The organism is Caballeronia sp. EK (genome assembly GCF_014384845.1).
GTDB lineage: Bacteria > Pseudomonadota > Gammaproteobacteria > Burkholderiales > Burkholderiaceae > Caballeronia > Caballeronia jiangsuensis.
Genome location: NZ_JACSUE010000007.1, coordinates 593,168 through 615,605, shown reverse-complemented (window position 1 = coordinate 615,605; position 22,438 = coordinate 593,168). Strand labels below are relative to the sequence as shown.

General features: G+C 61.3%; 20 protein-coding genes. 8 read left to right on the top strand and 12 right to left on the bottom strand.

Going from position 1 to position 22,438, the window contains the following annotated elements; all coding sequences use genetic code 11:
- Positions 1-13: 13 nt before the first annotated feature.
- Together IAG25_RS24215 and IAG25_RS24210 are read right to left on the bottom strand one after the other, a co-directional pair.
- On the bottom strand, positions 14-592 hold the full coding sequence (locus tag IAG25_RS24215) for a TerD family protein (RefSeq protein ID WP_187607095.1): 579 nt from the start codon (positions 590-592) through the stop codon (positions 14-16).
- Between the two features lie 45 nt (positions 593-637).
- Positions 638-1,687, bottom strand: coding sequence for a DUF475 domain-containing protein (locus IAG25_RS24210; protein ID WP_187607094.1), 1,050 nt, complete (start codon positions 1,685-1,687; stop codon positions 638-640).
- A gap of 511 nt (positions 1,688-2,198) precedes the next feature.
- Between IAG25_RS24210 and IAG25_RS24205 the strand changes: the two genes are divergently transcribed.
- Both IAG25_RS24205 and IAG25_RS24200 read left to right on the top strand, forming a co-directional pair.
- Positions 2,199-2,948: a hypothetical protein gene (locus tag IAG25_RS24205; protein ID WP_187607093.1), complete on the top strand. Its 750-nt coding sequence runs from the start codon at positions 2,199-2,201 to the stop codon at positions 2,946-2,948.
- A gap of 12 nt (positions 2,949-2,960) precedes the next feature.
- The gene (locus IAG25_RS24200) at positions 2,961-3,377 is read left to right on the top strand and encodes a DUF4279 domain-containing protein (RefSeq protein ID WP_187607092.1); all 417 of its coding nucleotides are present in this window, start codon (positions 2,961-2,963) and stop codon (positions 3,375-3,377) included.
- Between the two features lie 100 nt (positions 3,378-3,477).
- On the opposite strand, the gene IAG25_RS24195 is transcribed toward IAG25_RS24200, so the two are convergent.
- Positions 3,478-4,470, bottom strand: a complete 993-nt coding sequence (locus IAG25_RS24195) for a LysR family transcriptional regulator (protein ID WP_187607091.1) — start codon at positions 4,468-4,470, stop codon at positions 3,478-3,480.
- A 113-nt stretch (positions 4,471-4,583) separates the two neighbouring features.
- Here IAG25_RS24195 and IAG25_RS24190 point away from each other — a divergent pair, with 113 nt between their 5' ends.
- Positions 4,584-5,933, top strand: a complete 1,350-nt coding sequence (locus tag IAG25_RS24190) for an NAD(P)/FAD-dependent oxidoreductase (RefSeq protein ID WP_187607090.1) — start codon at positions 4,584-4,586, stop codon at positions 5,931-5,933.
- A 74-nt stretch (positions 5,934-6,007) separates the two neighbouring features.
- Here the strand turns inward: IAG25_RS24190 and IAG25_RS24185 are convergent, their stop codons facing one another.
- Both IAG25_RS24185 and IAG25_RS24180 read right to left on the bottom strand, forming a co-directional pair.
- On the bottom strand, positions 6,008-6,826 hold the full coding sequence (locus IAG25_RS24185) for a hypothetical protein (protein WP_187607089.1): 819 nt from the start codon (positions 6,824-6,826) through the stop codon (positions 6,008-6,010).
- 288 nt (positions 6,827-7,114) lie between these two features.
- Positions 7,115-7,363, bottom strand: a complete 249-nt coding sequence (locus IAG25_RS24180; RefSeq protein ID WP_187607088.1) for an adhesin — start codon at positions 7,361-7,363, stop codon at positions 7,115-7,117.
- 349 nt (positions 7,364-7,712) lie between these two features.
- Between IAG25_RS24180 and IAG25_RS24175 the strand changes: the two genes are divergently transcribed.
- Positions 7,713-9,245 (top strand): complex I subunit 4 family protein, encoded by a 1,533-nt coding sequence (locus IAG25_RS24175; RefSeq protein WP_187607087.1) that lies wholly within the window; start codon positions 7,713-7,715, stop codon positions 9,243-9,245.
- 5 nt (positions 9,246-9,250) lie between these two features.
- Here IAG25_RS24175 and IAG25_RS24170 read toward each other — a convergent pair whose 3' ends face one another.
- Complete coding sequence (locus IAG25_RS24170; protein WP_187607086.1) at positions 9,251-10,654, bottom strand: ATP-binding protein; 1,404 nt, start codon at positions 10,652-10,654, stop codon at positions 9,251-9,253.
- On the bottom strand, positions 10,651-12,312 hold the full coding sequence (locus IAG25_RS24165) for an FAD-dependent oxidoreductase (protein ID WP_035503922.1): 1,662 nt from the start codon (positions 12,310-12,312) through the stop codon (positions 10,651-10,653). Before IAG25_RS24165 ends, IAG25_RS24170 begins: the two co-directional genes overlap by 4 nt.
- A gap of 408 nt (positions 12,313-12,720) precedes the next feature.
- Here IAG25_RS24165 and IAG25_RS24160 point away from each other — a divergent pair, with 408 nt between their 5' ends.
- From IAG25_RS24160 to IAG25_RS24145, 4 genes are all read left to right on the top strand, one after another.
- Complete coding sequence (locus tag IAG25_RS24160) at positions 12,721-13,308, top strand: PAAR domain-containing protein (RefSeq protein ID WP_187607085.1); 588 nt, start codon at positions 12,721-12,723, stop codon at positions 13,306-13,308.
- Between the two features lie 4 nt (positions 13,309-13,312).
- Positions 13,313-14,077 carry a peptidoglycan recognition protein family protein gene (locus IAG25_RS24155; protein WP_187607084.1) on the top strand — a complete coding sequence of 255 codons (765 nt, stop codon included), beginning with the start codon at positions 13,313-13,315 and terminating at the stop codon, positions 14,075-14,077.
- Positions 14,078-14,763: 686 nt separating this feature from the next.
- Positions 14,764-16,068, top strand: coding sequence for a dicarboxylate/amino acid:cation symporter (locus tag IAG25_RS24150; protein ID WP_035503884.1), 1,305 nt, complete (start codon positions 14,764-14,766; stop codon positions 16,066-16,068).
- Positions 16,069-16,080: 12 nt separating this feature from the next.
- Entirely contained in the window at positions 16,081-17,028 is a 948-nt protein-coding gene (locus IAG25_RS24145; RefSeq protein ID WP_187607083.1) for an amino acid ABC transporter substrate-binding protein, read from the top strand.
- A 10-nt stretch (positions 17,029-17,038) separates the two neighbouring features.
- Here IAG25_RS24145 and IAG25_RS24140 read toward each other — a convergent pair whose 3' ends face one another.
- The 5 genes from IAG25_RS24140 to IAG25_RS24120 form a co-directional block, all read right to left on the bottom strand.
- Entirely contained in the window at positions 17,039-18,691 is a 1,653-nt protein-coding gene (locus IAG25_RS24140; RefSeq protein ID WP_187607082.1) for a response regulator, read from the bottom strand.
- A 114-nt stretch (positions 18,692-18,805) separates the two neighbouring features.
- Positions 18,806-20,329: a sensor domain-containing diguanylate cyclase gene (locus IAG25_RS24135; RefSeq protein ID WP_187607081.1), complete on the bottom strand. Its 1,524-nt coding sequence runs from the start codon at positions 20,327-20,329 to the stop codon at positions 18,806-18,808.
- Positions 20,330-20,479: 150 nt separating this feature from the next.
- Positions 20,480-20,734, bottom strand: a complete 255-nt coding sequence (locus tag IAG25_RS24130; RefSeq protein WP_187607080.1) for a hypothetical protein — start codon at positions 20,732-20,734, stop codon at positions 20,480-20,482.
- A 13-nt stretch (positions 20,735-20,747) separates the two neighbouring features.
- Complete coding sequence (locus tag IAG25_RS24125) at positions 20,748-21,683, bottom strand: electron transfer flavoprotein subunit alpha/FixB family protein (protein ID WP_187607079.1); 936 nt, start codon at positions 21,681-21,683, stop codon at positions 20,748-20,750.
- Positions 21,683-22,432 (bottom strand): electron transfer flavoprotein subunit beta/FixA family protein, encoded by a 750-nt coding sequence (locus IAG25_RS24120; RefSeq protein ID WP_375336536.1) that lies wholly within the window; start codon positions 22,430-22,432, stop codon positions 21,683-21,685. The genes IAG25_RS24125 and IAG25_RS24120 overlap by 1 nt, the downstream gene beginning before the upstream one ends.
- Positions 22,433-22,438 lie beyond the last annotated feature (6 nt).

The window sequence follows — 22,438 nt, the reverse complement described above, 5'->3', positions numbered from 1 at the left end:
CCGCCGATCGCGATTACGCGACCTGGACGCCGAACTGCCCGCACAGCGCTTCGAGACCGCCCGCGTAGCCTTGGCCGACGGCCTTGAATTTCCATTCGTCGTTGTGGCGATACACTTCGCCGAAGATCACAGCCGTTTCGGTGCTGTAGTCTTCCGACAGATCGAAGCGCGCGATTTCGACGTCGTTATCGAGATTCACGATGCGCATGAATGCGCCCGACACCTGGCCGAAGTTCTGACGGCGCGCTTCGGCATCGTCGATGGTCACGCACACGACGACGCGCTTCACGTGATTCGGGACGAGCGTGAGGTCGATCTGCAGCGCTTCGTCGTCGCCCGCGCCCGCGCCGGTGCGGTTGTCGCCGGTATGTTCCACGGACCCGCAACGCGAGCTCAGCTGGTTGTAGAAGATAAAGTCCTCATCGCCGCGCACTTTGCCGCTTTCGGCGACCATGAATGCGCTGGCGTCGAGATCGTAGTCATCGCCGTCCGTGACGCGGGCTTGCCAGCCAAGACCGACGAGAATGCGCGACAGCGAAGGCGCGGACTTCGACAACGAGATGTTGCCGCCTTTGGATAAAGAAACTGCCATGACTCTGCCTTGCGACAATAACGAGGAGGTTGAAGGGTGAGCGCGTCAGTTCGCTTCGGCGTTCGGACGTGAATTGTTCTTACGGTGAATCAGCGACGACGTCATGGCCGCCGCGATGAACGCCACGCCAATGAAACCGGTCACCACTTCGCTGACGTGCCAGACGATGCTGCCGAGCATGATGAGAGCGAGCGCGCCGATCGCGTAGTGCGCGCCGTGCTCGAGGAACACGTATTCATCGAGCGTGCCTTTCTCGACCAGATAGACGGTCAGCGAACGCACGAACATGGCGCCGACCGCGAGGCCGAGCATGATGATCACCACATCGCGGGTGATGGCGAACGCGCCGATCACACCGTCGAACGAGAACGATGCATCGAGCACTTCGAGGTAGAGGAAGCCCATGACGCCCGATCGCTTCGCGACACGGCCTGCGGCGTCGGCCTGTTCGTCGTCTTCGAAGAAGACACTGAGGCTATCGACGAGCGCATACAGGAAGATGCCACCGACGCCGCCAACCATGACGGAGATGCGCGACGGCGTGTCGAGGGGAAAGAGCGCCTGGATCAGCAGCAGGATGGCGAGCGCGCAGATGGTGCCCGTGGAGCCGAGCTTGCCAAGGCCAGCGAGCTTCGCTTCCATCACGCCGAGCCAGTGAAGTTCTTTCTCGTCATCGAAAAGAAACGACGCGAAGACCAGGAACAGAAAGATGCCGCCGAACGCCGCGATGCCAGTGTGAGCGCCCGCGAGATAGGCGGAGTACTGGTCGGGCGCTTCCAGCGCCATTTGCGCGACGCTGAGCAAGCCCTGGCCCGTTGCCACGGCGACGACGAGAATCGGGAACAGCAGGCGCATGCCGAAGACCGCAACGAGAATGCCGACGGTCAGAAAAAGTTGGCGCCACTTCGGGTCCATATCCTTCAGGATCGCTGCATTGACCACTGCGTTGTCGAACGACAGGCTGATCTCCATCACGCCCAGCAACAACACCAGCGCGACGGCTGCAATGCCATTGCCTGTCGATGACTCGCCCCATAGGAAGCCTGAGATCACGCAAACGAGAGTGAAGAGGATCGAGTAACGAAAGTAACGCATCGGGAGTACCTTGGATGTTTTTTTATGAGCCGACGAGTTGTCTCATTGGCTTCTTCTAACGCATGCGATTCTGTTCGCATAACTATGCATTATCTGCACGCGCACTCAAATTCCGCTCACGGCAGCAGATGAGACGGACATACTGAACATTTATACGCCTCAGGATTGTCGCCTCTCATCAGCAACCACCATCATTCTCATTTTCAGCGGATGGTTACATATAGAAAAGGGATTGTAAATTGCACCGCTGGGCGGGGATCTGAACGTTGGATCAACGCAACTAGCGACTATCTTTGACACTATTTAATTTCAGATAGTTTATAAGAAGTACTGAAAATATTAATATTCGTATTATCTGGTTTGAATTTCAACCGATTGCGCCAATAGCCGCGCCCGTTCAATCAGGTTTCGTTTCGCTTCGATTAATGTGTCTTTGTGTGCAGGAGTGAAAGCTTGATCGATTAGCCATGCTATCAATACCCTCCATCATAAACAGAGAGAGAGGCAGAAGTTGATCCAAGAAATTCGGCTGGCGAACCGCTCACTGACACTGCGTAGGCGGCGCGACGTTCATTTCACCAGCGGGGCCGAGGAGCACCGCGCCGAAAAAAGCGGGCAAGCGTTTCTCGCTGGCTCGTTCGAATGGATGCGCGATAAGGCGTTCATGTCGAAGCTGAAAGAACTTCTGAACATTGACGAGGCCGCCCCCTCAAAAGTGCGCCGGAAAGTGCAACGCGCCTTCGAACTAGGCGAAGTGGTGACGATTCCGGACCCGCCAAACAACGGACTGCGTGGCGGACGCGACGGCGATGCGCCCAAGCCGCGCCCAGCCACTTTCACCCCGTCGCAACTCTTCAAGAACGCACCGCGCATAGCACGCACAGGCTCATACTATGACCGCCCGCTTCAACCACGACTTTTCGCGGACGATTGCATGACGGCTTGGCTCGCCAAGCCCGGCGACCTGCTACCCGATGGCGGTGGCGACTCGGACCAGGGCGGCTCATTGCTTGATGATGCGCAGACGTTCGACTATCAGCCCGATATACCGGATGGTGATTTAGAAGAACTGGCGGGGACAACGAATGAGCGATACGCGGCGAAAATGCTGGGCTATGACAGCTCTACGTTCCGCGAAATGATTCACAGATTCAAGAGAGTCAACGGCGTCGGGCCAAAGGATGACCTTGAATTCGAAAAGAACGGCGACGTGTCGCTCGATGGCGAATACATCGACAACTTGCACGACTACGGCAATTAACCGGGGGCGACAATGACTAGTCACGCACTTGCGTCTGCGAGTTTCACGATAACAGGCGATCGCGTCACGCCGGACTGGTGGACACAGTACTTCGGCGTACAGCCGGATGTGGCCGTAACGAAGGGGGAGCCGCTTAAGGACTGGACAGGACAAGGCCGCACCTTCGCACGGCGGACAGGGGTGTGGGGTATTGACAGCGAAAAGGCGGTTCGAAGCGATCAGTTGGCGTCTCATCTGCGTTATCTTGTCCGGGTGCTGGAACTGCCGCGATCGGACCTTAAAGCGCATATCGAAAGTGTCGGAGCAAAGATGCGCTTTTTTTGCTATTGGGTGAACGAGGCAGGGGACCGCGTGCCCGACGTACCCGACGATATCCGCACCATAATGGAGTCGTTGGGCGGCACCATCGAGATTGACGAGTATCGGTAGGCGGATCCTCGATTTCAGCGGGCGCGCGTCGCGCAGGTCATCTGCGTGTCGAATAGAAGGCGCGCTTCGATCTTCGATGGCTCGCGCCACGTGCTGCCAATCAGACCTTCCGACGAACACCAGTCGCATCGCCGACTTCCATCTTCTTCCGTCCCGAACGCGCCTTATGCATCTCCGGCGGCGCAGTCAACCCCGCCACCGCCGCTCCCGACTGCATCAAAAATTCCCTGAACGCATTGGCAACCTGAGGCAGACGTCGCTCCGACATATGCACCACATGCCACGCGCGCTCGATCGGCGTCGATGGCACGGGAAGCGTCGCGAGCAAGCCCGCCTGCATCTCCAGCGCGCACGCGTGCAGCGAAAGAAACGCGACGCCTAGTCCCGCTTCGACGAGCTGCTTGATCGCCTCGTTGCTCGATAGCTCCGATGCGGCATGCAGCTTCAGTCCCGCCTCCTTGAAAAGCCCTTCGATCGCGACGCGCGTGCCCGAGCCGCGCTCCCTGACGAGCAGATTCGCCGATTCGAGATCGGGCAGGCTCAGGCGCTTCGCATGCATGAGCGGATGCGACGGCGCGGCGACGAATGCCATCGGATGCTTCGCGAATGCCGCGGCGTTCGTGCGCAATTCGCGCGGTTGCCGTCCCATGATCGCGAGATCGATTTCATTCGTCGCGAGCATGCGCACGATGTCATCGCGATTGCCGATGCGGAACTGCAGCTTCACGCCGGGCCGTTCTTTCGTGAAGCGCACGAGCAACGGCGGCACGAGATACTCCGCCGTCGTGATTGCGCCGATGCGCAACGTGCCGCCCAGCTCGCCGCGCAGCGCCGCCACTTCCTCGCCCGCCTCGTTCCACAGACTCAGAATCTCGTTCGCATAACGCGCCATCACCTCGCCCGCGGCCGTGAGTTGCACCTCGCGCCCCACTCTGCGCAAAAGCGGCGTGCCCGCCGCCTCGCCCAGCAGCGAAATTTGCAGCGATACCGCGGGCTGCGTGAGGTGCAGTTCGTCGGCGGCGCCCGAGATGCTGCCCACGCGCGCAACGGTCTGCAGCGTGCGCAATTGCCGAAAGGTCGTCGTCTTTAACATTAGTAAAAACTTATGGGTCGGTGATAAATACTAAATAGCGCAAATGTTTCCGCGACCTTATATTTTTTCCAACGAGGTCGTCAAGCATCCAACAGCACTCCGGGAGATCCACGATGTTGAATCCTTATGCGCAACACCAGGTCGATTCGCCCCATCGCATCGTTATCGTGGGCGGCGGCGCCGCAGGGCTCGAGCTCGCGACGCGTCTCGGCAATGGCGTCGGCAAGCGTCGCCGCGCCGAAGTGATCCTCATCGACCGTTTCCCGACGCACTTCTGGAAACCGCTCCTGCACGAAGTCGCTTCCGGCCAGATCGACGCGTCGAGTCATCAGATCGATTACGCCGCGCACGCGAAGTGGAATCACTTCCGCTTCGAGCAGGGCGCGCTCGCGAGCATCGATCGTGGCCGCCGCGAGATCGTCATCGACGAGACGACCGATATCGACGGACGCCCGCTGCTGCCGAAGCGAACGCTCGCATTCGATACGCTCGTGCTCGCGCTCGGCAGCGTAACCAACTTCTTCTCGATTCCCGGCGCCGAACAGCACGCGTTGACGCTGGAGACGGTGGAGCAGGCGGAGACGTTCCGGCGGCGTCTGTTGTCGAGCCTGCTGCGTTCGAGTCACGCACGGCAAGCGACGCCCGGCGCGGTCGCATCGCCTGTTTCCGTGACCGTGATCGGCGGCGGCGCGACCGGCGTCGAACTGGCCGCCGCGCTGCGCGGCTCGGCCGAAATGCTGCGCGACTACCACCTCGCGTCGCTCGATCCGGCCAGCGATATCCGCATTCGTCTGCTGGAAGGCGCGCCGCGCGTGCTGCCCGCGCTGCCCGAGCGCATCTCGACGCGCGCTCAGGACGTGCTCGCCGGACTCGGCGTCGAGGTTCGGCTCGGCTGCCGGGTGCGCGCGGTGGACGCGAATGCCGTATCGACCGTGGATGGCGAAACGCTCGCCAGCGACATCACGATCTGGGCCGCGGGCGTGGAAGGGCCGCCCGTGCTGCGCACGCTCGAAGGTTTGCCGTTGAACAGGCTCGGACAGGTCATCGTCGATGGAACGCTGCAGATCGAACCCGGTTCGGGCATCTATGCGATGGGCGACTGCGCCGCGTGCGCCGCGTCGAAAGGGGAAGCGCTCGTGCCGCCGCGCGCGCAGGCCGCCTGGCAGCAGGCCGTCTATCTCGCCGATGCGCTCGCGCGCCGCCTCGACAATCGCGCCGTGCCGCTTTTCTCATATCGCGATCAGGGCACGCTCATTTCGTTCGGACGCGCGGGGGCGGCGGGCGCGCTGATGAGCGAGTTGCTGCGGCAGCCGCTTTTTATCGACGGATGGTTCGCGGCCTCGTGCTACCGGCATCTGTATCGCCGGCACATCATGGGCCTCACGGGCGTCAAGCGAGCGGTGATGTACGCCGCGAGCCAATGGCTTCGCGAACGCGTGCGGCCGACGGTGAAGGTGAACTGAAGAAGTGGATCGGGCGCGCCGCCATATGGACCCGGCAGCACGCGGTCGTGCTGCGCCCGATCATAAAGCGCGGATCATTGAAGATCCCACCACATAGACTCGTAAATACGCATGGCGAACCGATACTCCGATGAGTCGCGCGACTCGCACAGCAGCAGCGGCTCGATTGCGCTCACGTCGAGGGCAGGATCGCCTGCAAACAAGAGGCGTCGAATTGCACTCATCAGTGTATTTTTTCGTTCACTCAAGTGCTGCGATTGATCCAGCTCGTCGTACGCGATAGTCGAGGCGCTCATGTGTCTTGGCGTGGCAAGAAACGGCACGGTAATGTTGGCATTCAATGCGCCGGATGCAATCCAGTCCCGATACAGAATGTCGATGGGATATCTGATGTCTGGTCCTGCTTCAAAGAGCTTGCGCAGCGTTTCCTTTCCCTTGGGAGTAACAACGTAAGCAGCAGAGCAAAAAGCATAGACCGCATGCGCATTCGGGAAAGCCACGCCTACCATCTCGTGGCGATCGGCGCCCTTCGAGTCTTCCTGTTTCCGACCGGGCATATTCGTCTCTGCCGCCCTCATGAGCTGTGGCACGGCATCCTGAAAAGGAGCGCAGTCCAGGAAAAACATGTCGATTCCCGGATGAGTCGCGATTATGTTTTCGACTACGCCTTCGTTAATGACATGCGGGAGATATCGACTGAGTTCTACGTCGTCTTCGAGAATAATCGTCGCAGCGTCTTGATCGGATTCCAGGATAATCCGCTCATGCGAGCGACGGCATGCCCATACGCCATTTTGACCAACGGTGTCGAAGGGGCCATCGAGCGCCCCGTCAACCGCGCGAAAGCGCTGAAAACATTGGGCCAAGCCGATTTCTTCGAGTTGCGATTGCATTGAAGCGAGTCGGTCTTCGCTTCGGTCCAGATTAATAAAATAACCGTCTAACTTAATCACAATTTACTGCCGCACGAGAAGAGATTTACGATAACATCACCGAAACGCAGCTTATCCGTTCAAGCGGAGGCGTGTCGAGATGTGAAGAGCGAAAATCACAAATCTCTCTTTTTCGACTATGTAAATAATCGACAAGCGACGCGAATATCCGCGCGATCGCTCTGGGCGCGACTAGCCTGGTCAACCTCTCGGTTACTCTCTGCGCAAACCGTTCAACCGGCTGCCGTTTCACCGCATTGCCATTGCCTCGCCGGGCTGCGCGTGGCCCGATACGAGGCATTGCGATCTGAAGGCGTCGCGCTGGCTGCTCGCGGCGGCCTGACTGAAACCCTTGCTCAGCGCGTCGAACTCGACTTGCGCGGCGCTCTGGGCGCACGACGCCGCGCCGATGTCGCGGCCCTCCGCGTGGAGCATCGCGCGATCGGCGACGAGATATGCGACGAGCGCGAACACGACGGCCCTGAAAGCTTTTTTCATGCTTGTCTCCTTGCGTTCTAGGCTAAGGGCCAGCCGGCTCCGGGCAAATCAGGGCAACCCCGAACCGAACGTATGATTTATTCGACGCGACGGCCCCACGACCCGTCATCGGTAAAAATGTCAATGCCATCCGACGCAATGAATTTGATACGCCGCAATTCCCCAAAATCTTTTCTTTTCGGTTATGCTCGTTAACCCTTAGGAATACGCCTAGCGTATTCGGGTTGCGCTTCCGGATCCAAACCTCCGCGCATCTCGTCCTGCCTTACATTCCACTGTCGCCACGCGCTTCCAGCGAGCACGTCCATCGCGTGCTGGCCGTGCCTTGCGCCTGATTCAAGCCAAGCTTATGCATCTGCCGTCCGTTCTCAGCTTTCTCATCTGGATTCCCGTGGTGTCGGGCATCTTCGTGCTGACCTTCAGCGCGTCGGCCACGCTCGCGCGCGCCGTCGCCCTGTTCGGCGCGATCCTCGGCCTGCTGCCGGTCGTGCCGTTGCTGTCGCGCTTCGATGCGTCGTCGAGCGCGATGCAGTTCGTCGAGCGCGTCGAGTGGCTGCCGCAGTTCGGCATCTCGTACCATCTGGGCGTCGATGGCATTTCGCTGTGGTTCACGGTGCTCACGGCGGTGACGACGCTCATCATCTTCATCGCGTCGTGGCAGTCGGTCACGAAGCAGGTCGCGCAGTACTACGGCGCGTTTCTCGTGCTCTCGGGCTGCATGCAGGGCGTGTTCGCGTCACTCGACGGCATGCTGTTCTTCGTGTTCTTCGAGGCGTCGCTGATTCCGCTGTATCTGCTGATCGGCACATGGGGCGGCGAGCGGCGCGTGTATGCGGCCATCCGCTTCTTCTTTTTCTCGCTGCTCGGCTCGCTCGCGATGCTGGCCGCGCTGATCTATCTCTGGACGCAGGCGCATACCTTCGATATCGACGCATGGCGTCATCTGAAGCTCGGCTTCACGCCGCAGATCGCCGTCTTCGTCTGTTTCCTCGCGGCGTTGTCGGTCAAGGTGCCGATGTTCCCGGTTCACACGTGGCTCCCCGACGTGAATTCGGAAGGCCCGACAGGCGCTGCGGTGCTGCTCGGCATGCTCAAGATCGGCGGCTACGGCATGTTGCGCTACGTGTTGCCGATCGTGCCGGACGCTTCCCACTTCTTCGCCCCGGCGATGATCGCGCTGTCGCTCGTCGCCGTGATCTACGGTAGCCTCGTCGCGCTCGCGCAGACGGACATGCGCAAGCTGCTCGCCTACTCGGCGGTCGCGCACATGGGTCTCGTGACGCTCGGCCTCTTCACCTTCGACCGCATGGGCACCGAAGGCGCGGTCGTGCAGATGCTGTCATACGGCATCGTGTCCGGCGCGATGCTGCTGTGCACGGGCGTGCTCGTCGAGCGCACGAAGAACGGTTCGATCGATGCCTACGGCGGCGTCGCCAACACGATGCCCCGCTTCGCCGTCTGCGCGATGCTGTTCTCGATGGCCAATGTCGGCCTGCCCGGCACGTCGGGTTTCGTCGGCGAATTTCTGGTGCTGATGGGCGCCATCCGCCTCAATTTCTGGATCGGCGCGGCGGCTGCATCGTCGCTGATCCTGAGCGCGGCCTACACGCTGTGGATGGTCAAGCGCGTGATCTTCGGCGCGGTGAAGAACGAGCGCGTGGCCGGCCTGCGCGACCTCGGCAAGCGCGAACTCGCGCTGTTCGGCGCGATGGCCGTGCTGGTGCTCGGGATCGGCGTGCATCCGAAGACGTTCACGGACGCGATGGGCCCGTCCGTCGAGAACCTGATGTCGGCGGTACAGGGCTCCACATTGCCCGACGATGCCAGCGCGCCTTCCTACAACGCGCGTCATGAAGCGGTATCGGAGCGCACGCCGGGCTGACGTCGTCAAGCGGGCGCGGCACGCCGATGCACGAGCGGCAGCCGCACCTGGAACGTGGTCCCGCCTTCGTTCGCGACCACGGTGAGCCTGCCGTCATGCCGATGCACCACGGTCCGGTATGCGATGTGCAATCCGAGACCGTTGCCCTTGCCCGGCGGCTTGGTCGTGAAAAACGGCTCGAAGAGCCGGGGCATGACATCCTCCGGGATGCCGGGTCCGGTATCCGAGATTTCGATCACCGCGCAGTTGCCTTCCCGATGCGAGCGGATCGTGAGCTCGCCGCTTTCGTCCATCGCATCGACGGCGTTGTCGATCAGATTGGTCCACACCTGATTCAGCTCGCTGCCGTACACCGGGACGGGCGGCAGCGCGCGATCGTAGTCGCGCGTGACGGTGACGCCATGCTTCAGGCGATGCTGCATGATGGTCAACGTGTCCTCGATACCGTTGTGGATATCGACCACCTGCAACGGCGCCTGATCCATGTAGGAGTACGACTTCATCGCCTTCACGATTTCGGAGATGCGACCCGCGCCGAGCCAGGTCTGCTCGGACAGAAAGCGCATTTCGAAGGTCGCGGCGAGCCAGCCGATAGCCGCGCCGAATTGCTCGCGGCTCACACGTGACGCAATGGCTTCGAGTTCGTCCGGCGCGAAGCCGGCCGCCACGAGCCGCGGCGCGATCAGCCAGGGCTTCTCCAGTCCGTGCGACGAAAGCCACTGCGCGAAATGGTCTTCGGCTTCGCTTTGCCGCAATGCGCCCTGAGGCGTGGCATCGACGGCGGGCGGCGCGCGGCTCGCCCATTCATCGAGCGTATCCATGATGCCGGCGGGCAGCGCGCTGAGGACGAGCGCGCGCGTCGCCCGATGCAGGCTGTCGAGTGCATCGCGCATACCGTCCGCCGCGCGCGCCACGGCCGCCGCCGGATTGTTCAGCTCGTGCGCCAGCCCCGCCGACAACCGTCCGAGCGCGGCCAGCTTCTCGCCGCTGAGAATGAACATGTCGTATGCGCTGATGCGGCCGTACATCGACCGGAAGATCTGGCTGCTGAAGGACTCGCATTCGTTCATCAGCGTGCGCACGACGCTCTCGGTCAGCGAGACGAGATAGCAATCGGTGCTGGCGGTGAAGGTCAAGGGCAGCGGCATCCGCGCGAGCAGCGAAGCCTCCGCGATCGAAACCGGCGCGGCGCGCGTATCGTCGATCACCTGCCGGCCCGCGACACGCTTTTCCGTCAGCAACTCGCCTTCGAGCAGGATGAAGTGATGCGTGACCGTCTGACCTTCGCGCATCAGAATCTCGCCGCGCTTCAGGCGAAGCTCGCTCAGATTCGAGAGCAGCCATTGCTTGCGCCCGGCGGACAGCCCGGCGAAGAGCGGCATCTCGAAGAGCATCGATGGATCGCTCATGGATTCGCGAGATATTGATGAATGAAGTGCACGGCGATCGAGCCTTCGCCCACCGCGGCCGCGACGCGCTTGACGGAATCGGCGCGCACATCGCCCGCCGCGAAGATGCCGGGCACGCTCGTTTCGAGCAGGAACGGATCGCGGCCCGGCTGCCATCCCGCAGGCGCGCGGCCGCCTTTGACGAGCGCGCGGCCCGTCAGCAGAAAACCGTGCTCGTCCCGTTCGACGACGCCGCGCAGCCATTCCGTGCACGGCGCCGCGCCGATGAACACGAAGAGGCCGCTCGCCGGGACCGTTTCCGAACGCCCGGTCTGCACGTCGCGCAACGTGATCTCCGCGAGGTGGCCGTCGCCGCTCACGCTCTCGACTTCGGTATGCGGCCGCACGCGAATCGTCTCGGTCTCGTGAATCTGTTCGACGAGATAGTGCGACATGCCCACGCTCAGCGATGGTCCGCGACAGAGAATCGTCACCGAGCGCGCGTACTTCGACAGGAACATCGCGCCCTGACCCGCCGAATTCGCGCCGCCGACGATAAAGAGATCCTGATTCGAGCAGGCGACCGCTTCGACCAGCGCCGCGCCGTAATACACGCCGGCGCCGGTGAGTTCCTGCACGCCGCGGGCTTCGAGCTTGCGGTACGACACGCCGCTCGCGACCATCAGCGCGAGACAGCTCACTTCCGATCCATCGGAGAGCCTGACGAACTTGTACGGCGGCTCGATGCGCAGCCCTACCGCGTGCTGCGTGAGGATCATCTCGGCGCCGAAGCGACGCGCCTGCGCGAGCGCGCGCCTCGACAGGTCCGCTCCGCTCACGCCCGACGGAAAGCCGAGATAGTTGTCGATGTGCGAGCTCGTGCCCGCCTGCCCGCCTGGCGCATCGCATTCGATGATCGCGACATGCAGCCCTTCCGATGCGCCGTACACGGCCGCCGCCAGTCCCGCCGGCCCGCCGCCGACGATGACGAGGTCATAGAACGGCGTTGTCGAGCGCGTGTGCAGCCCGACCTTCTCGGCGATCTGCGCGATCGTCGGGCGGCTCGTGACGGTGCCGTCCTCGAACACGACCACGGGCAACTGACGCTGACCGGGAGCGAGCGCGTTCAGGAGCGGATCGGCCTCGGCGTGCCGCTCGACGTCGAACCAGCGAAACGGAATGTGATTGCGCGCCATGAAGTCGCGCAACTGATGCCCTTGCGGCGACCAGCGATGATCGAGAATCCGGATGCCCTGAAACGCCGAGCGCGAGGACGCGTGCCAGTCGGCGAGCAGATCGTCGAGCGCGGGATAGAAATTCTGCTCGGGCGGATGCCAGGGCTTGAGCAGATACTGGTCGAGATGCACCGTGTTGATCGCGCGGATGGCGGCATCGGTGTCGGCGTAAGCGGTCAGCAGCACGCGCTTCGCTTCGGGAAACAGTTCGATGGCCTGTTCGAGGAACTCGATGCCGCTCATCTTCGGCATGCGCTGATCCGCGATGAACAGCGCCACGGAACGATTCTGCAGCCGCAAATGCTGCGCCGCTTCCAATGCCGCCGGGCCCGAATTCATGCGCACGATCTGATAGTGCTCGCCATAGGCGACCTGCAGATCGCGCGCGACCGCGCCGGCCACGATCGGGTCGTCGTCCACGGCGAGGATCACGGGCTTGTCCATGATGGTTCGTGCGCCCATGCGTGCGGCGCGGCTTCCGTTGCAGACATTGTAGACGCTGCGGTGAGGAGGTTTCGGGCAGCTTTCGGCATTCACAGGACAGCGCCGGCGAGCCGTTGCTCGTCATGCGCCTCGCGAGCTGCCGCCCGCTAGCGGCAGCGTCACGCAAAAGACCGTTTCGTCGCTACTCGCGCTTCCGCTCAAAACGAGCGGAAAGCTCGGGAAAACCCGCGGACATCATCCTGCGACGACGTCAAAGTTTGTTGATTTGATATTTAGTTTTCCACGTCCCGTTGCGCTTCTCCGACGCGTTCGTATGCTGGCAACACCTGCTCAATCGAGTAGATTTCTTTGAGAACATAGACATATGCCAAAAAGCAAGCATAACGAATCATATAGCGGAGACCGAACATGATGCGACGATTCGCAGTAGTCGGGGACAAGCTCAGTAACAACGGAGAAATCTGCGATTACAAAGGGCTGATTTTCATGTTGGGTGGACATCAGGCTGCCCTCATCAATGGGGCAGCCTATTGTCCAATCTGCAAGACAACCGGATACATTGCCAAGGACGGCGGCCCACGTCGAATGAGCTTAGGTGCGAGCGAGATAGCGCTGGAGAATGATGTCGTCGTCTGTGGTTGCCCGGAACATCCCCGCATCTTTGCGAAGCTCGCGGGAGAGGCGTGGTACGACGATCTGGCCGAAAATCTTGGCGTCATCGGTTCGCGTGCTGCGTCAAACGGTTCGATCGAAGAGGCGACCAAGCGGAGCCAAAATGAAGACAAGCATACGAGCTGGTTCTACGTTTGGGACAGCGTTACAGGCGAGCCGCTGCGTAATCGGAATTTCGTCGCTCACGTAGCGGGAATCGATCAATCCGGCAGAACGGACGACAGCGGCTACGCAAAGATAGAAACAGACGGTGAGAGTTCTATCGATATGCACGTCATTTTCTCGTCACCCAAACGCGAATTAAGTCCAGGGAGAGCCGCGTAAGTATATGGCCGCAGATTACGACATTGAACATTGGACATCCACGCGTTCGGCACTGGGAGGTAGCAAAAATAACGCAATATCGATCTCTGTGGATAATCAAGCCGCAACTCGGCACGTGATTATCAATGCGCTGCGCAAACAAGGCTATGAGCTGATCGAGCGATCGGATTGGCACGCAAAACCCCCGAGTGGTAACTTGCGCGAGAGTCATTGGGATTATCAGGACATTGTTTTGCATCACGCAGGCCGTAGCTACTCCTGTGGCGCGCCGTCCATTGAAGAAATGCAACGTGTGCAAGCCGAGGATATGGGTAGAAGCCCGCCCTTCGACGATGCAGGATACCACTACGCTATCTCGTGCCAAGGTGAAATATACGAGGGCCGTGATATTAGATTTACCGGCGAACACGTTGCTGGCGACAATACGGGCAAGATTGGAATAGTTTTTCTTGCGGACCTTGTGCAGGCGGGTGAGGCCTATAAAGAGGAATATAGCCGCTTGTCCTTCGTTGATAAGCTTAAGAACCTTCGCGGAATCTTAACCGATCAGATCGTTCTTCGGCATGACAAGCCGACGCTCGAACAAATCAGAGCAAGCAGAACGTTGTGCAGCGTGCTAAAGGATTTTTTTAATATTAAAAGACTAGGTGAGCATCGAGAATATCAGCGGCTTGCAACAAACAAGGGGCGAGCATGTCCCGGAAATCTGGGAATGGATATTGTCAAATTGCTGCGCTCAGAGCTTCGCTTATCTGATCCCGGGGCGTAATCTGTTATGAGAATAAAGAGGGGCGTTGCCTTTTCTTTGATGATTGTAGTTTTGCTCATCCTCGGCTTTTGTCTAAGCGTTGGATATTACCACTCTTATATAGATCATGAGGACAATGTAATTTACTTCTTGAAAAAACGACCAACCCTAAGGAGAGAGTTCATCAATCCATTTGCGAATGAAGGAAATCCGTTGCCTTTGAATGAGCTAACGCCGGACGTACGAAAAGCGCTATCCGACTATTGCAAATATGCGTACGGAAAATTGATCGACGACGAGAAGTCCCTGAAAGACTGCAGGGAACGGATGATACGGGAAGTTCAATAATCGAACGCACGGTACGTCACATTGTCTGCCAAGGCCAGTCGCTCTCGCTTGCGCGAACTCGCGAGAGCGCCATCCAAATTCGGACACCCGTATCACCATCACTGATCGATGCGATGAATCGGGTGCGATTTCCCCCGCAACAAGACTTCACGTCCCCAATCACCCCGAAAGGCTTATGATAAGCACCTGCCGCCGTGCGCATCCACGCCCGCAAAACGTGGAAACGCGCCACACTCGGCAAGGATCGAGAAGCACGCTAACATCTGATCATACGCGGACCGCACGCCCGCCTTGCATCGCCTGCTCCACCCGAAATTTGAAATGCAATCGTTCGATATGCAGTCAATGGAGGCCTGGACATGAAGAAGAATTCCGCCGCCGTCTGGATCCTGGTCGCGATGGTCATCGGCATCGGGGTCGGCTACATGATCTACACGAGCTTCCCCGACAAAAAGACCGCCACCGAAGTCGCCGGCTACATCGCGCTCGTGTCGGACGTCTTTCTGCGGCTCATCAAGATGCTGATCGGTCCGCTCGTGTTTTCCACGCTGGTCGTAGGCATCGCGCACATGGGCGACGCGGCCTCCGTCGGGCGTGTGTTCGCCAAGGCGCTGGGCTGGTTCATCACCGCCTCGCTCGTTTCCCTGCTGCTCGGCCTGCTGATGTCGAATCTGCTCAGACCCGGCGACAACCTGGGCTTGCCATTGCCCGATATCGGCGCATCGGCGAATCTCGCGACCTCTAAATTCACGCTGAAGGACTTCGTCGGCCACATGGTGCCGCGCTCGTTCGCCGAAGCGATGGCCAACAACGAGATCCTGCAGATCGTCGTTTTCTCGATGTTCTTCGGCGTCGCGCTCGCCGCGCTCGGCGATAAAGGCAAGGTCCTGCTCGCCGCGATCGATCAGCTTTCGCACGTGATGCTGAAAATCACCGGCTACGTGATGAAGCTCGCGCCGCTCGCCGTGCTCTCCGCGATGGCCGCCACCGTCGCGGTCAACGGGCTGACCATCCTGCTGAAGTTCGCCGTCTTCATGGCGGATTTCTATCTCAGCCTGTTTCTGCTGTGGGGCCTGCTGGTGCTCGCGGGCTTCGCGTTTCTGCGGCGGCGCGTCTTCAGGCTCCTGTCGCTCATCAAGGAAGCGTTCATGCTTTCGTTCGCGACCGCGAGTTCCGAAGCCGCGTATCCGAAGATCCTCGACGCGCTCGACCGCTTCGGCGTAAAGCGCAAGATCTCCAGCTTCGTGATGCCAATGGGCTACTCGTTCAACCTCGACGGCTCGATGATGTACTGCACCTTCGCGACGCTCTTCATCGCGCAGGCATACAACATCCATCTGTCGCTCAGCACGCAGATCACGATGCTGCTGATCCTGATGCTGACGTCGAAGGGCATGGCCGGCGTGCCGCGCGCGTCGCTGGTCGTGATCGCGGCCACGCTCAATCACTTCAACATTCCCGAGGCGGGCCTGCTGCTGATCCTCGGCGTGGACACCTTCCTCGACATGGGCCGCTCCGCCACGAACGCGGTCGGCAATTCCATCGCGAGCGCGGTGGTCGCCAAGTGGGAAGGCGAGCTGTTGTCGGAACGGGACGCGGCAGCCAATGCGGCGCGCATCGAAGCCGAACAGGAAGCCTCGCTGGCGCATCCGGCGCAGGTCTGAGGGAGGCGAGCCATGAAGACGCAGCGCTTCTGGGCGGCGCTGGCTCTGGCCAGCCTGCTCGCCGTGGCCTTCGTCGCGCGTGCGGCCGACGACGTGCAGACGCCTCCGCCGAACAATGACGCCTACGCGCCCGCAACCTTGTCGGGCACGCTCGCCAAGGCGCGCGACACGGGCACGATCACGCTCGGCTATCGCGAATCGTCGGTGCCGTTCTCCTATCTCAATGCGCGCAAGGAGCCGATCGGCTACTCCATCGAACTGTGCAAGGCACTCGTCGCGGCGGTCGGCAATGCGGTCCACAAGACCCTGAAGATTCAGTGGGTGCCGGTGACGCCGGAGAATCGTATCGATGCGGTCGCCGATGGCCGCGTCGATCTCGAATGCGGCTCGACCACGAGCAACGTCGAGCGGCAAAAGCGCGTGGCCTTCTCGCCGATCTTCTTCGTGGCCGGCACCAAGGTGATGGTCAAAAAAGGCTCGCCGATCCGTTCGTTTCGCGATCTCGCGGGAAAGAAGGTCGCGGTGACGGCAGGCACCACCAACGAAAAGGCGCTGCGCGACATCGACAGGAAGTTCGGCCTCGGCATTCAGTTGCAGGTCGTGCCGGACCACGCGGAAGGCTTCGCGCGCGTGGCGAACGGCCAGGCCGATGCATTCGCCACCGACGACGTGCTGCTGTACGGCCTCATCGCCGAGAACGCGGCGAAGGGCGGCGCGTATCAGGTGATCGGCGATTATCTGTCGTATGACCCGTACGGCATCATGTATCGCAAGAACGATCCGCAACTCGCGCAAGTGGTGAGGGACACGTTCCAGGAGCTCGCGGCGGACGGCGAAATCGAGCGGCAGTACAAGCGCTGGTTCCTGCAACGTCTGCCGTCGGGCACGAGCCTCGACATGCCGATGAGCGCGCAGCTCGAAAGCATCATCGAGACGATGGCGGGCGGCGAGGCGCAGTGAGCGCGCGCCGCTATTCGTCCACCAGTTGGCGCACGCGGGCGGCGAGCGTTTCGATCGCGAACGGCTTGGTCAGCACCTGCATGCCGGGCTCCAGGCGGCCGTTGCCGATCACCGAGTTTTCCGCGTAGCCGGTGATGAAAAGCACCTTCAGATCGGGACGCGTCTGCCGCGCGGCATCGGCCATCTGACGGCCGTTCATGCCGCCGGGAAGCCCGACATCGCTGATGAGCAAATCGACCCTGACATTCGATTGCAACAGCTTCAGCCCGGCCACGCTGTCGGCCGCTTCGATGACCTGATAGCCGGCCTCTTCGAGGACATCGACGATCAGCATGCGCACGCTCGGTTCATCGTCGACGATCAGCACCGTCTCGCCCGCCTCCGCGCCCGAGATGGGCGAAGCGGCGTGATCGGCGGCGTCGCCATCGACACCGCCATAGAAACGCGGCAGATAGATGCACACCGTCGTGCCCTGCCCGGCTTCCGAATAGATCCGCACCTGACCGCCCGATTGTCTCGCGAAGCCGTAGATCATCGAGAGTCCGAGGCCGGTGCCCATGCCGATCGGCTTGGTGGTGAAGAACGGATCGAACGCCTTCGCGATCACGTCGGGCGTCATGCCGGTTCCGGTGTCGGTCACGCACAGCGACAGGAACTGGCCTTCGGGCATGTCGTGGGTCTGGGCCGCGCGCCGGTCGATCCATCTGTTGGCGGTTTCGATCGTGATGCGCCCGCCGTCGGGCATCGCGTCTCTTGCATTGAGGCACAGGTTCAGCAGCGCGTTTTCGAGCTGCCCCGAATCGACCAGCGCGGGCCACAGGCCCGCCGCGCCGACAGCCTCGACCTTGATGCCCGGCCCGGCCGTGCGCTGGATCATATCGGTCATGCCGTTCACGAGCGCGTTGACATCCGTGGGCCGCGGATCGAGCGTTTGCCGCCGCGAAAACGCGAGCAGCCGGTGCGTCAGCGCCGCCGCGCGCCGCACCGCGCCTTGTGCCGCGACGACGTACTTGTCGACCTCGGCGATGCGCCCCTGGCTCAGCCGGATGCTCAGCAACTGCAGCGAGCCCGACACGCCCGCCAGCAGATTGTTGAAGTCGTGCGCGAGGCCGCCGGTGAGCTGGCCGACCGCTTCCATCTTCTGCGCCTGTCGCAGTTGCTCTTCCGCGCGCATCAGCTCCGCCGTGCGCTCCGCGACCCGCTGTTCGAGCGTTTCATTGAGCGAGCGCAGCGACGCGTCCGCGCGATCGCGTTCCTCCTCGGCGTGCTTGCGCGCCGAGATATCGCGAAACAGCACCGATACCTGCCGCAGGCTTGCCGGTTCGACGCGCGCCGCCGACACCTCGATGTGCCGTCCCGCTGTCAGAAAGTAGCGCTCGAATCGGGTTGGGACGCCGGTGAGCAACACGGTGCCGTAGAGTTCGATCCAGTGGTCGGCCTCGGTCGGATCGATCTCGCGCAGGGTCTTGCCCATCACGTCCGGAATGCCCGTATGCCGCTCGTATCCCGAGTTCGCTTCGACGTGAACATAGTCGCTGAGCGGTCCATGCGGGCCGTCGAAGAATTCGATGATGCAGAAGCCATCGTCGATTGCGTTGAAGAGCGCGCGATAGCGCGCCACGGCGGAGAGACGATGTGCGTCGGAATCGGGGACTTGGGTCATCGGAGGGAATACGGTTGATCGCGCGGCGAGAGCTACGGCAACCCTAGCACACGGCGCACCCGATAAAAACGTCTCGTGCGCGCGACGAACTTTCGTCCAGTCTTCCGCGGTATTTCAGGCGGGGCTCGCCAGCATCACCCGATTGCGGCCGCGTGCCTTCGCGTCGTAGAGCGCCTCGTCGGCGGCGCGGATGAGCGCGCTCACGTCGTCATCGCGCTCTGGTCGCCAGCTCGCGAGGCCGATGCTCGCCGTGACGCGGCCGAACTCGCTGCCCGCGTGCTCGATCGACAGATCGCTGATGGCCGCGCGAATCTTCTCCGCGATTTTCGCGGCGCCATCGGCGGGGGTGTCGGGCAACACGACGACGAATTCCTCGCCGCCATAGCGCGCGGCGGTATCGCCGGGCCGCCGGATGTTGTCGCCGATGCAGCGCGCGACGGCGGCGAGCGCATCGTCGCCGGCCTGATGGCCGTAGGCATCGTTGAACGCCTTGAAGCGATCGATATCGACGAACAGCAGGGAAAAGAGACTGCGCGTGCGACACGCCCTGCGCCATTCCTGATCGAGAATCTCGCCCAGCGTGCGGCGATTGTGCAGCCCGGTCAGTCCATCGGTGCGCGCGAGCAATTGCAGTTCCGATTCCGCGCGCATGCGCCTTCTGAATTGCGCGGCGAGCACGAACGACAACGCGATGAAGCCGGCCGCGAGCACGCCCATCGACGAACCGATGATGAGCGCGCGCCGCCGCCACGCCGCGTAAATGTCCTCTTCCCCTTCGGCCACCATGATGATCAGCGGCAGGCTCGGAAAGTTGCGGAAATAGTAGAGGCGGCGCCGGCCGTCGATCGACGATGTCTCCGTGAAGCTGCCCTGCTCGGCCGCGCGGAAGTGCCTGAAGGTGTCGGCCTTGCTGATGTCGCGGCCGATCACGAGCGGATCGAAGGGTTGACGCATGATCATCACGCCGTCGTGATTGATCAGCGACACGGCGCCGTGCGGCCCGAGCGAAAGACCCGCGAAAAGATTGCGAAAGTATTCGAGGTTGATGGAGAGCATCGCGACGCCCGCGAACGAGCCGTCGGGATGCGACAGCCTGCGGCTGAGCGCGATACTGGGCGCGCCGCCGCGCAGTCGCGACGTGTAAGGGCTGCTGAGATAAAGCCCTGTGTCGGGGTTGTCGCGCTGAACCGTGAAGTAACGGCGGTCGGCAAAGTTACCCGCTCTGGGCGGCACGCTGCCGGAATCGATGACGATTTTGCCGGTCTCGTCGAGCACGAGGATCGAGCCCAGATCGCGGGCGGTCGCGGCCCGGTCGAACAGCACGTCGTTGCGCAGCCGGGGCGACAGGTTGATCACATCGTCGCGCTGTACGCCCTCGACGACGGCTTGCAGCGACAGCTCGTACAACTCGAAATTACGCTCGATATCGCGTTCGGCGAGCAGCGCCAGATTGCGCGACGTGTCGCGCGCGCGATCGAGCGCATCGACTCTGCCCTGATACAGAACCAGCGCGCATAGCCCCATCATGACGAGCGCGATGAGCGTGCCGCACAGCACGATGACGTTCGGCGTCGATGTTCGCGCGCGCGGCGGCGGCTGCGTGTTGAGACTCGGGTTGTAGATTTTTTCGGTTGCCACTATTTGGGTGTCCCCGGAATCCTGACTCGCGAGTTTTTGTTTGCTCTGAACGGTCCTCGGTCAGCGAGCAGGTCGTTATTCTCTCCTATTTGTCTGATTCAGGTGTGGGGAAGGGATTTTGGACGCATCGCAATACAAACCAACGCTATCTCAACGACGCCCCTCCGCCCTCTTGAGCCTGCCGCTGTAATGCCGCTCGCGCGAAACGCGGATCGCCGTGTCGAAGTCCGGTTCCGTCGCGAGATGCTTGTGATCCACGCTGACGAGCCATCCTTGCGCAGAACGGCACCAGCGGATTCGGCCTTCGTCGTAGAGTTCGGAGAACCAGCGCCAGAGCGTCGCGTCCTCCTTGTCGGCGAGCTTGGCCGCGTCGCTTCGCACCTTGTCTTGAATGATCGCCAGCATGGTTGTCGTGGCCTCAGGCCAGTTCGTTCGCGAGTTCCGGCACGAGCGTGAAGAGATCGCCGACGAGACCGTAGTCGGCCACGCTGAAAATCGGCGCTTCCGGGTCTTTGTTGATCGCGACGATGACCTTCGAATCCTTCATGCCGGCCAGATGCTGAATCGCGCCCGAAATGCCGACCGCCACGTACAGTTGCGGCGCGACGATCTTGCCGGTTTGACCGACCTGGTAATCGTTCGGCACATAGCCCGCATCGACTGCTGCGCGCGATGCGCCCAAGGCCGCGTTGAGTTTGTCGGCGAGCGGTTCCAGCGTCTTCGTGTAGTTCTCGCCGCTGCCCAGCCCACGTCCACCCGACACGATGATGTGCGCGCTCGTCAGTTCCGGACGATCGAGCTTCGTCACTTCACGGCTCACGAACTGCGAGATGCCTGCGTCGGCTGCGGCTTCGATCTTTTCGATCTGAGCGTTACCGCCTTCGGCCGCAACCGGATCGAAACCCGTCGCGCGAACGGTGACGACCTTGATCGAATCGCTCGATTGCACCGTTGCAATGGCGTTGCCCGCGTAGATCGGACGCTCGAAGGTATCGGCGCTATCGACGGCGGTGATATCGCTGATCTGCGCGACATCGAGATGTGCGGCGATACGCGGCGCGATGTTCTTACCGTAAGCCGTCGCGGGCGCGAAGATGTGCGAATAGTCCTTCGCGATGTTCAGTACCGTGCCTTCGATGTTTTCAGCCAGGCCGTCCGCGAGTTGAGGCGCATCGGCGAGAAGCACTTTCGAAACGCCCGCGATCTTCGCCGCTGCATCCGCCGCGCCCTGCGCGTTCGAACCTGCGACCAGCACATGCACATCGCCGCCAACCTTCGCCGCCGCTGCAACCGTGTTGAGCGTCGCTGCCTTGATCGACGCGTTGTCGTGCTCCGCAATAACGAGAGTCGTCATCAGATTACCTTCGCTTCGTTCTTCAGTTTTTCGACCAGCGTCTTCACGTCCGGCACCGTAATGCCCGCGCTGCGTTTCGACGGCTCGACAACTTTCAGCGTCTTCAGACGCGGCGTAACATCGACGCCCAGATCGGCGGGCTTCACCGTCGTCAGCGTCTTCTTCTTCGCCTTCATGATGTTCGGCAGCGTCACGTAGCGCGGCTCGTTCAGGCGCAGATCAGTGGTGACCACAGCGGGAAGTTGCAAAGAAAGCGTTTCTGCGCCGCCATCGACTTCGCGCGATACAGTCGCCTTGCCATCCGAGACCACGACTTTCGAAGCGAAAGTCGCCTGCGGCAGACCTGCCAATGCAGCAAGCATCTGACCGGTCTGATTCGAATCATCGTCGATAGCCTGCTTGCCGAGAATCACGAGTTCGGGCTTCTCCTGATCGACGAGCGCCTTCAACAACTTCGCGACGGCCAGAGGCTGCAAGTCCTCCGACGTCTCCACCAGCACAGCGCGATCCGCGCCGATGGCCAGCGCGGTACGCAACGTCTCCTGACACTGCGTCACACCGCACGACACAGCGATAACTTCCGTCGCAACACCTGCTTCCTTCAATCGCACAGCTTCTTCGACGGCAATCTCATCAAACGGATTCATCGACATCTTCACGTTGGCGATATCGACGCCCGTGTTATCCGACTTCACCCGGACCTTCACGTTGTAGTCGACCACGCGCTTTACAGGCACAAGTATCTTCAAATCCAT

Coding starts and splice junctions, on each gene's coding strand:
- IAG25_RS24140 (WP_187607082.1), bottom strand. CDS start 18,691: ATGACCCAAGTCCCCGATTCCGACGCACATCGTCTCTCCGCCGTGGCG.
- IAG25_RS24155 (WP_187607084.1), top strand. CDS start 13,313: ATGGCCGCAGATTACGACATTGAACATTGGACATCCACGCGTTCGGCA.
- IAG25_RS24165 (WP_035503922.1), bottom strand. CDS start 12,312: ATGGACAAGCCCGTGATCCTCGCCGTGGACGACGACCCGATCGTGGCC.
- IAG25_RS24215 (WP_187607095.1), bottom strand. CDS start 592: ATGGCAGTTTCTTTATCCAAAGGCGGCAACATCTCGTTGTCGAAGTCC.
- IAG25_RS24210 (WP_187607094.1), bottom strand. CDS start 1,687: ATGCGTTACTTTCGTTACTCGATCCTCTTCACTCTCGTTTGCGTGATC.
- IAG25_RS24180 (WP_187607088.1), bottom strand. CDS start 7,363: ATGAAAAAAGCTTTCAGGGCCGTCGTGTTCGCGCTCGTCGCATATCTC.
- IAG25_RS24175 (WP_187607087.1), top strand. CDS start 7,713: ATGCATCTGCCGTCCGTTCTCAGCTTTCTCATCTGGATTCCCGTGGTG.
- IAG25_RS24185 (WP_187607089.1), bottom strand. CDS start 6,826: ATGCAATCGCAACTCGAAGAAATCGGCTTGGCCCAATGTTTTCAGCGC.
- IAG25_RS24160 (WP_187607085.1), top strand. CDS start 12,721: ATGATGCGACGATTCGCAGTAGTCGGGGACAAGCTCAGTAACAACGGA.
- IAG25_RS24200 (WP_187607092.1), top strand. CDS start 2,961: ATGACTAGTCACGCACTTGCGTCTGCGAGTTTCACGATAACAGGCGAT.
- IAG25_RS24125 (WP_187607079.1), bottom strand. CDS start 21,683: ATGACGACTCTCGTTATTGCGGAGCACGACAACGCGTCGATCAAGGCA.
- IAG25_RS24170 (WP_187607086.1), bottom strand. CDS start 10,654: ATGAGCGATCCATCGATGCTCTTCGAGATGCCGCTCTTCGCCGGGCTG.
- IAG25_RS24190 (WP_187607090.1), top strand. CDS start 4,584: ATGTTGAATCCTTATGCGCAACACCAGGTCGATTCGCCCCATCGCATC.
- IAG25_RS24195 (WP_187607091.1), bottom strand. CDS start 4,470: ATGTTAAAGACGACGACCTTTCGGCAATTGCGCACGCTGCAGACCGTT.
- IAG25_RS24145 (WP_187607083.1), top strand. CDS start 16,081: ATGAAGACGCAGCGCTTCTGGGCGGCGCTGGCTCTGGCCAGCCTGCTC.
- IAG25_RS24150 (WP_035503884.1), top strand. CDS start 14,764: ATGAAGAAGAATTCCGCCGCCGTCTGGATCCTGGTCGCGATGGTCATC.
- IAG25_RS24130 (WP_187607080.1), bottom strand. CDS start 20,734: ATGCTGGCGATCATTCAAGACAAGGTGCGAAGCGACGCGGCCAAGCTC.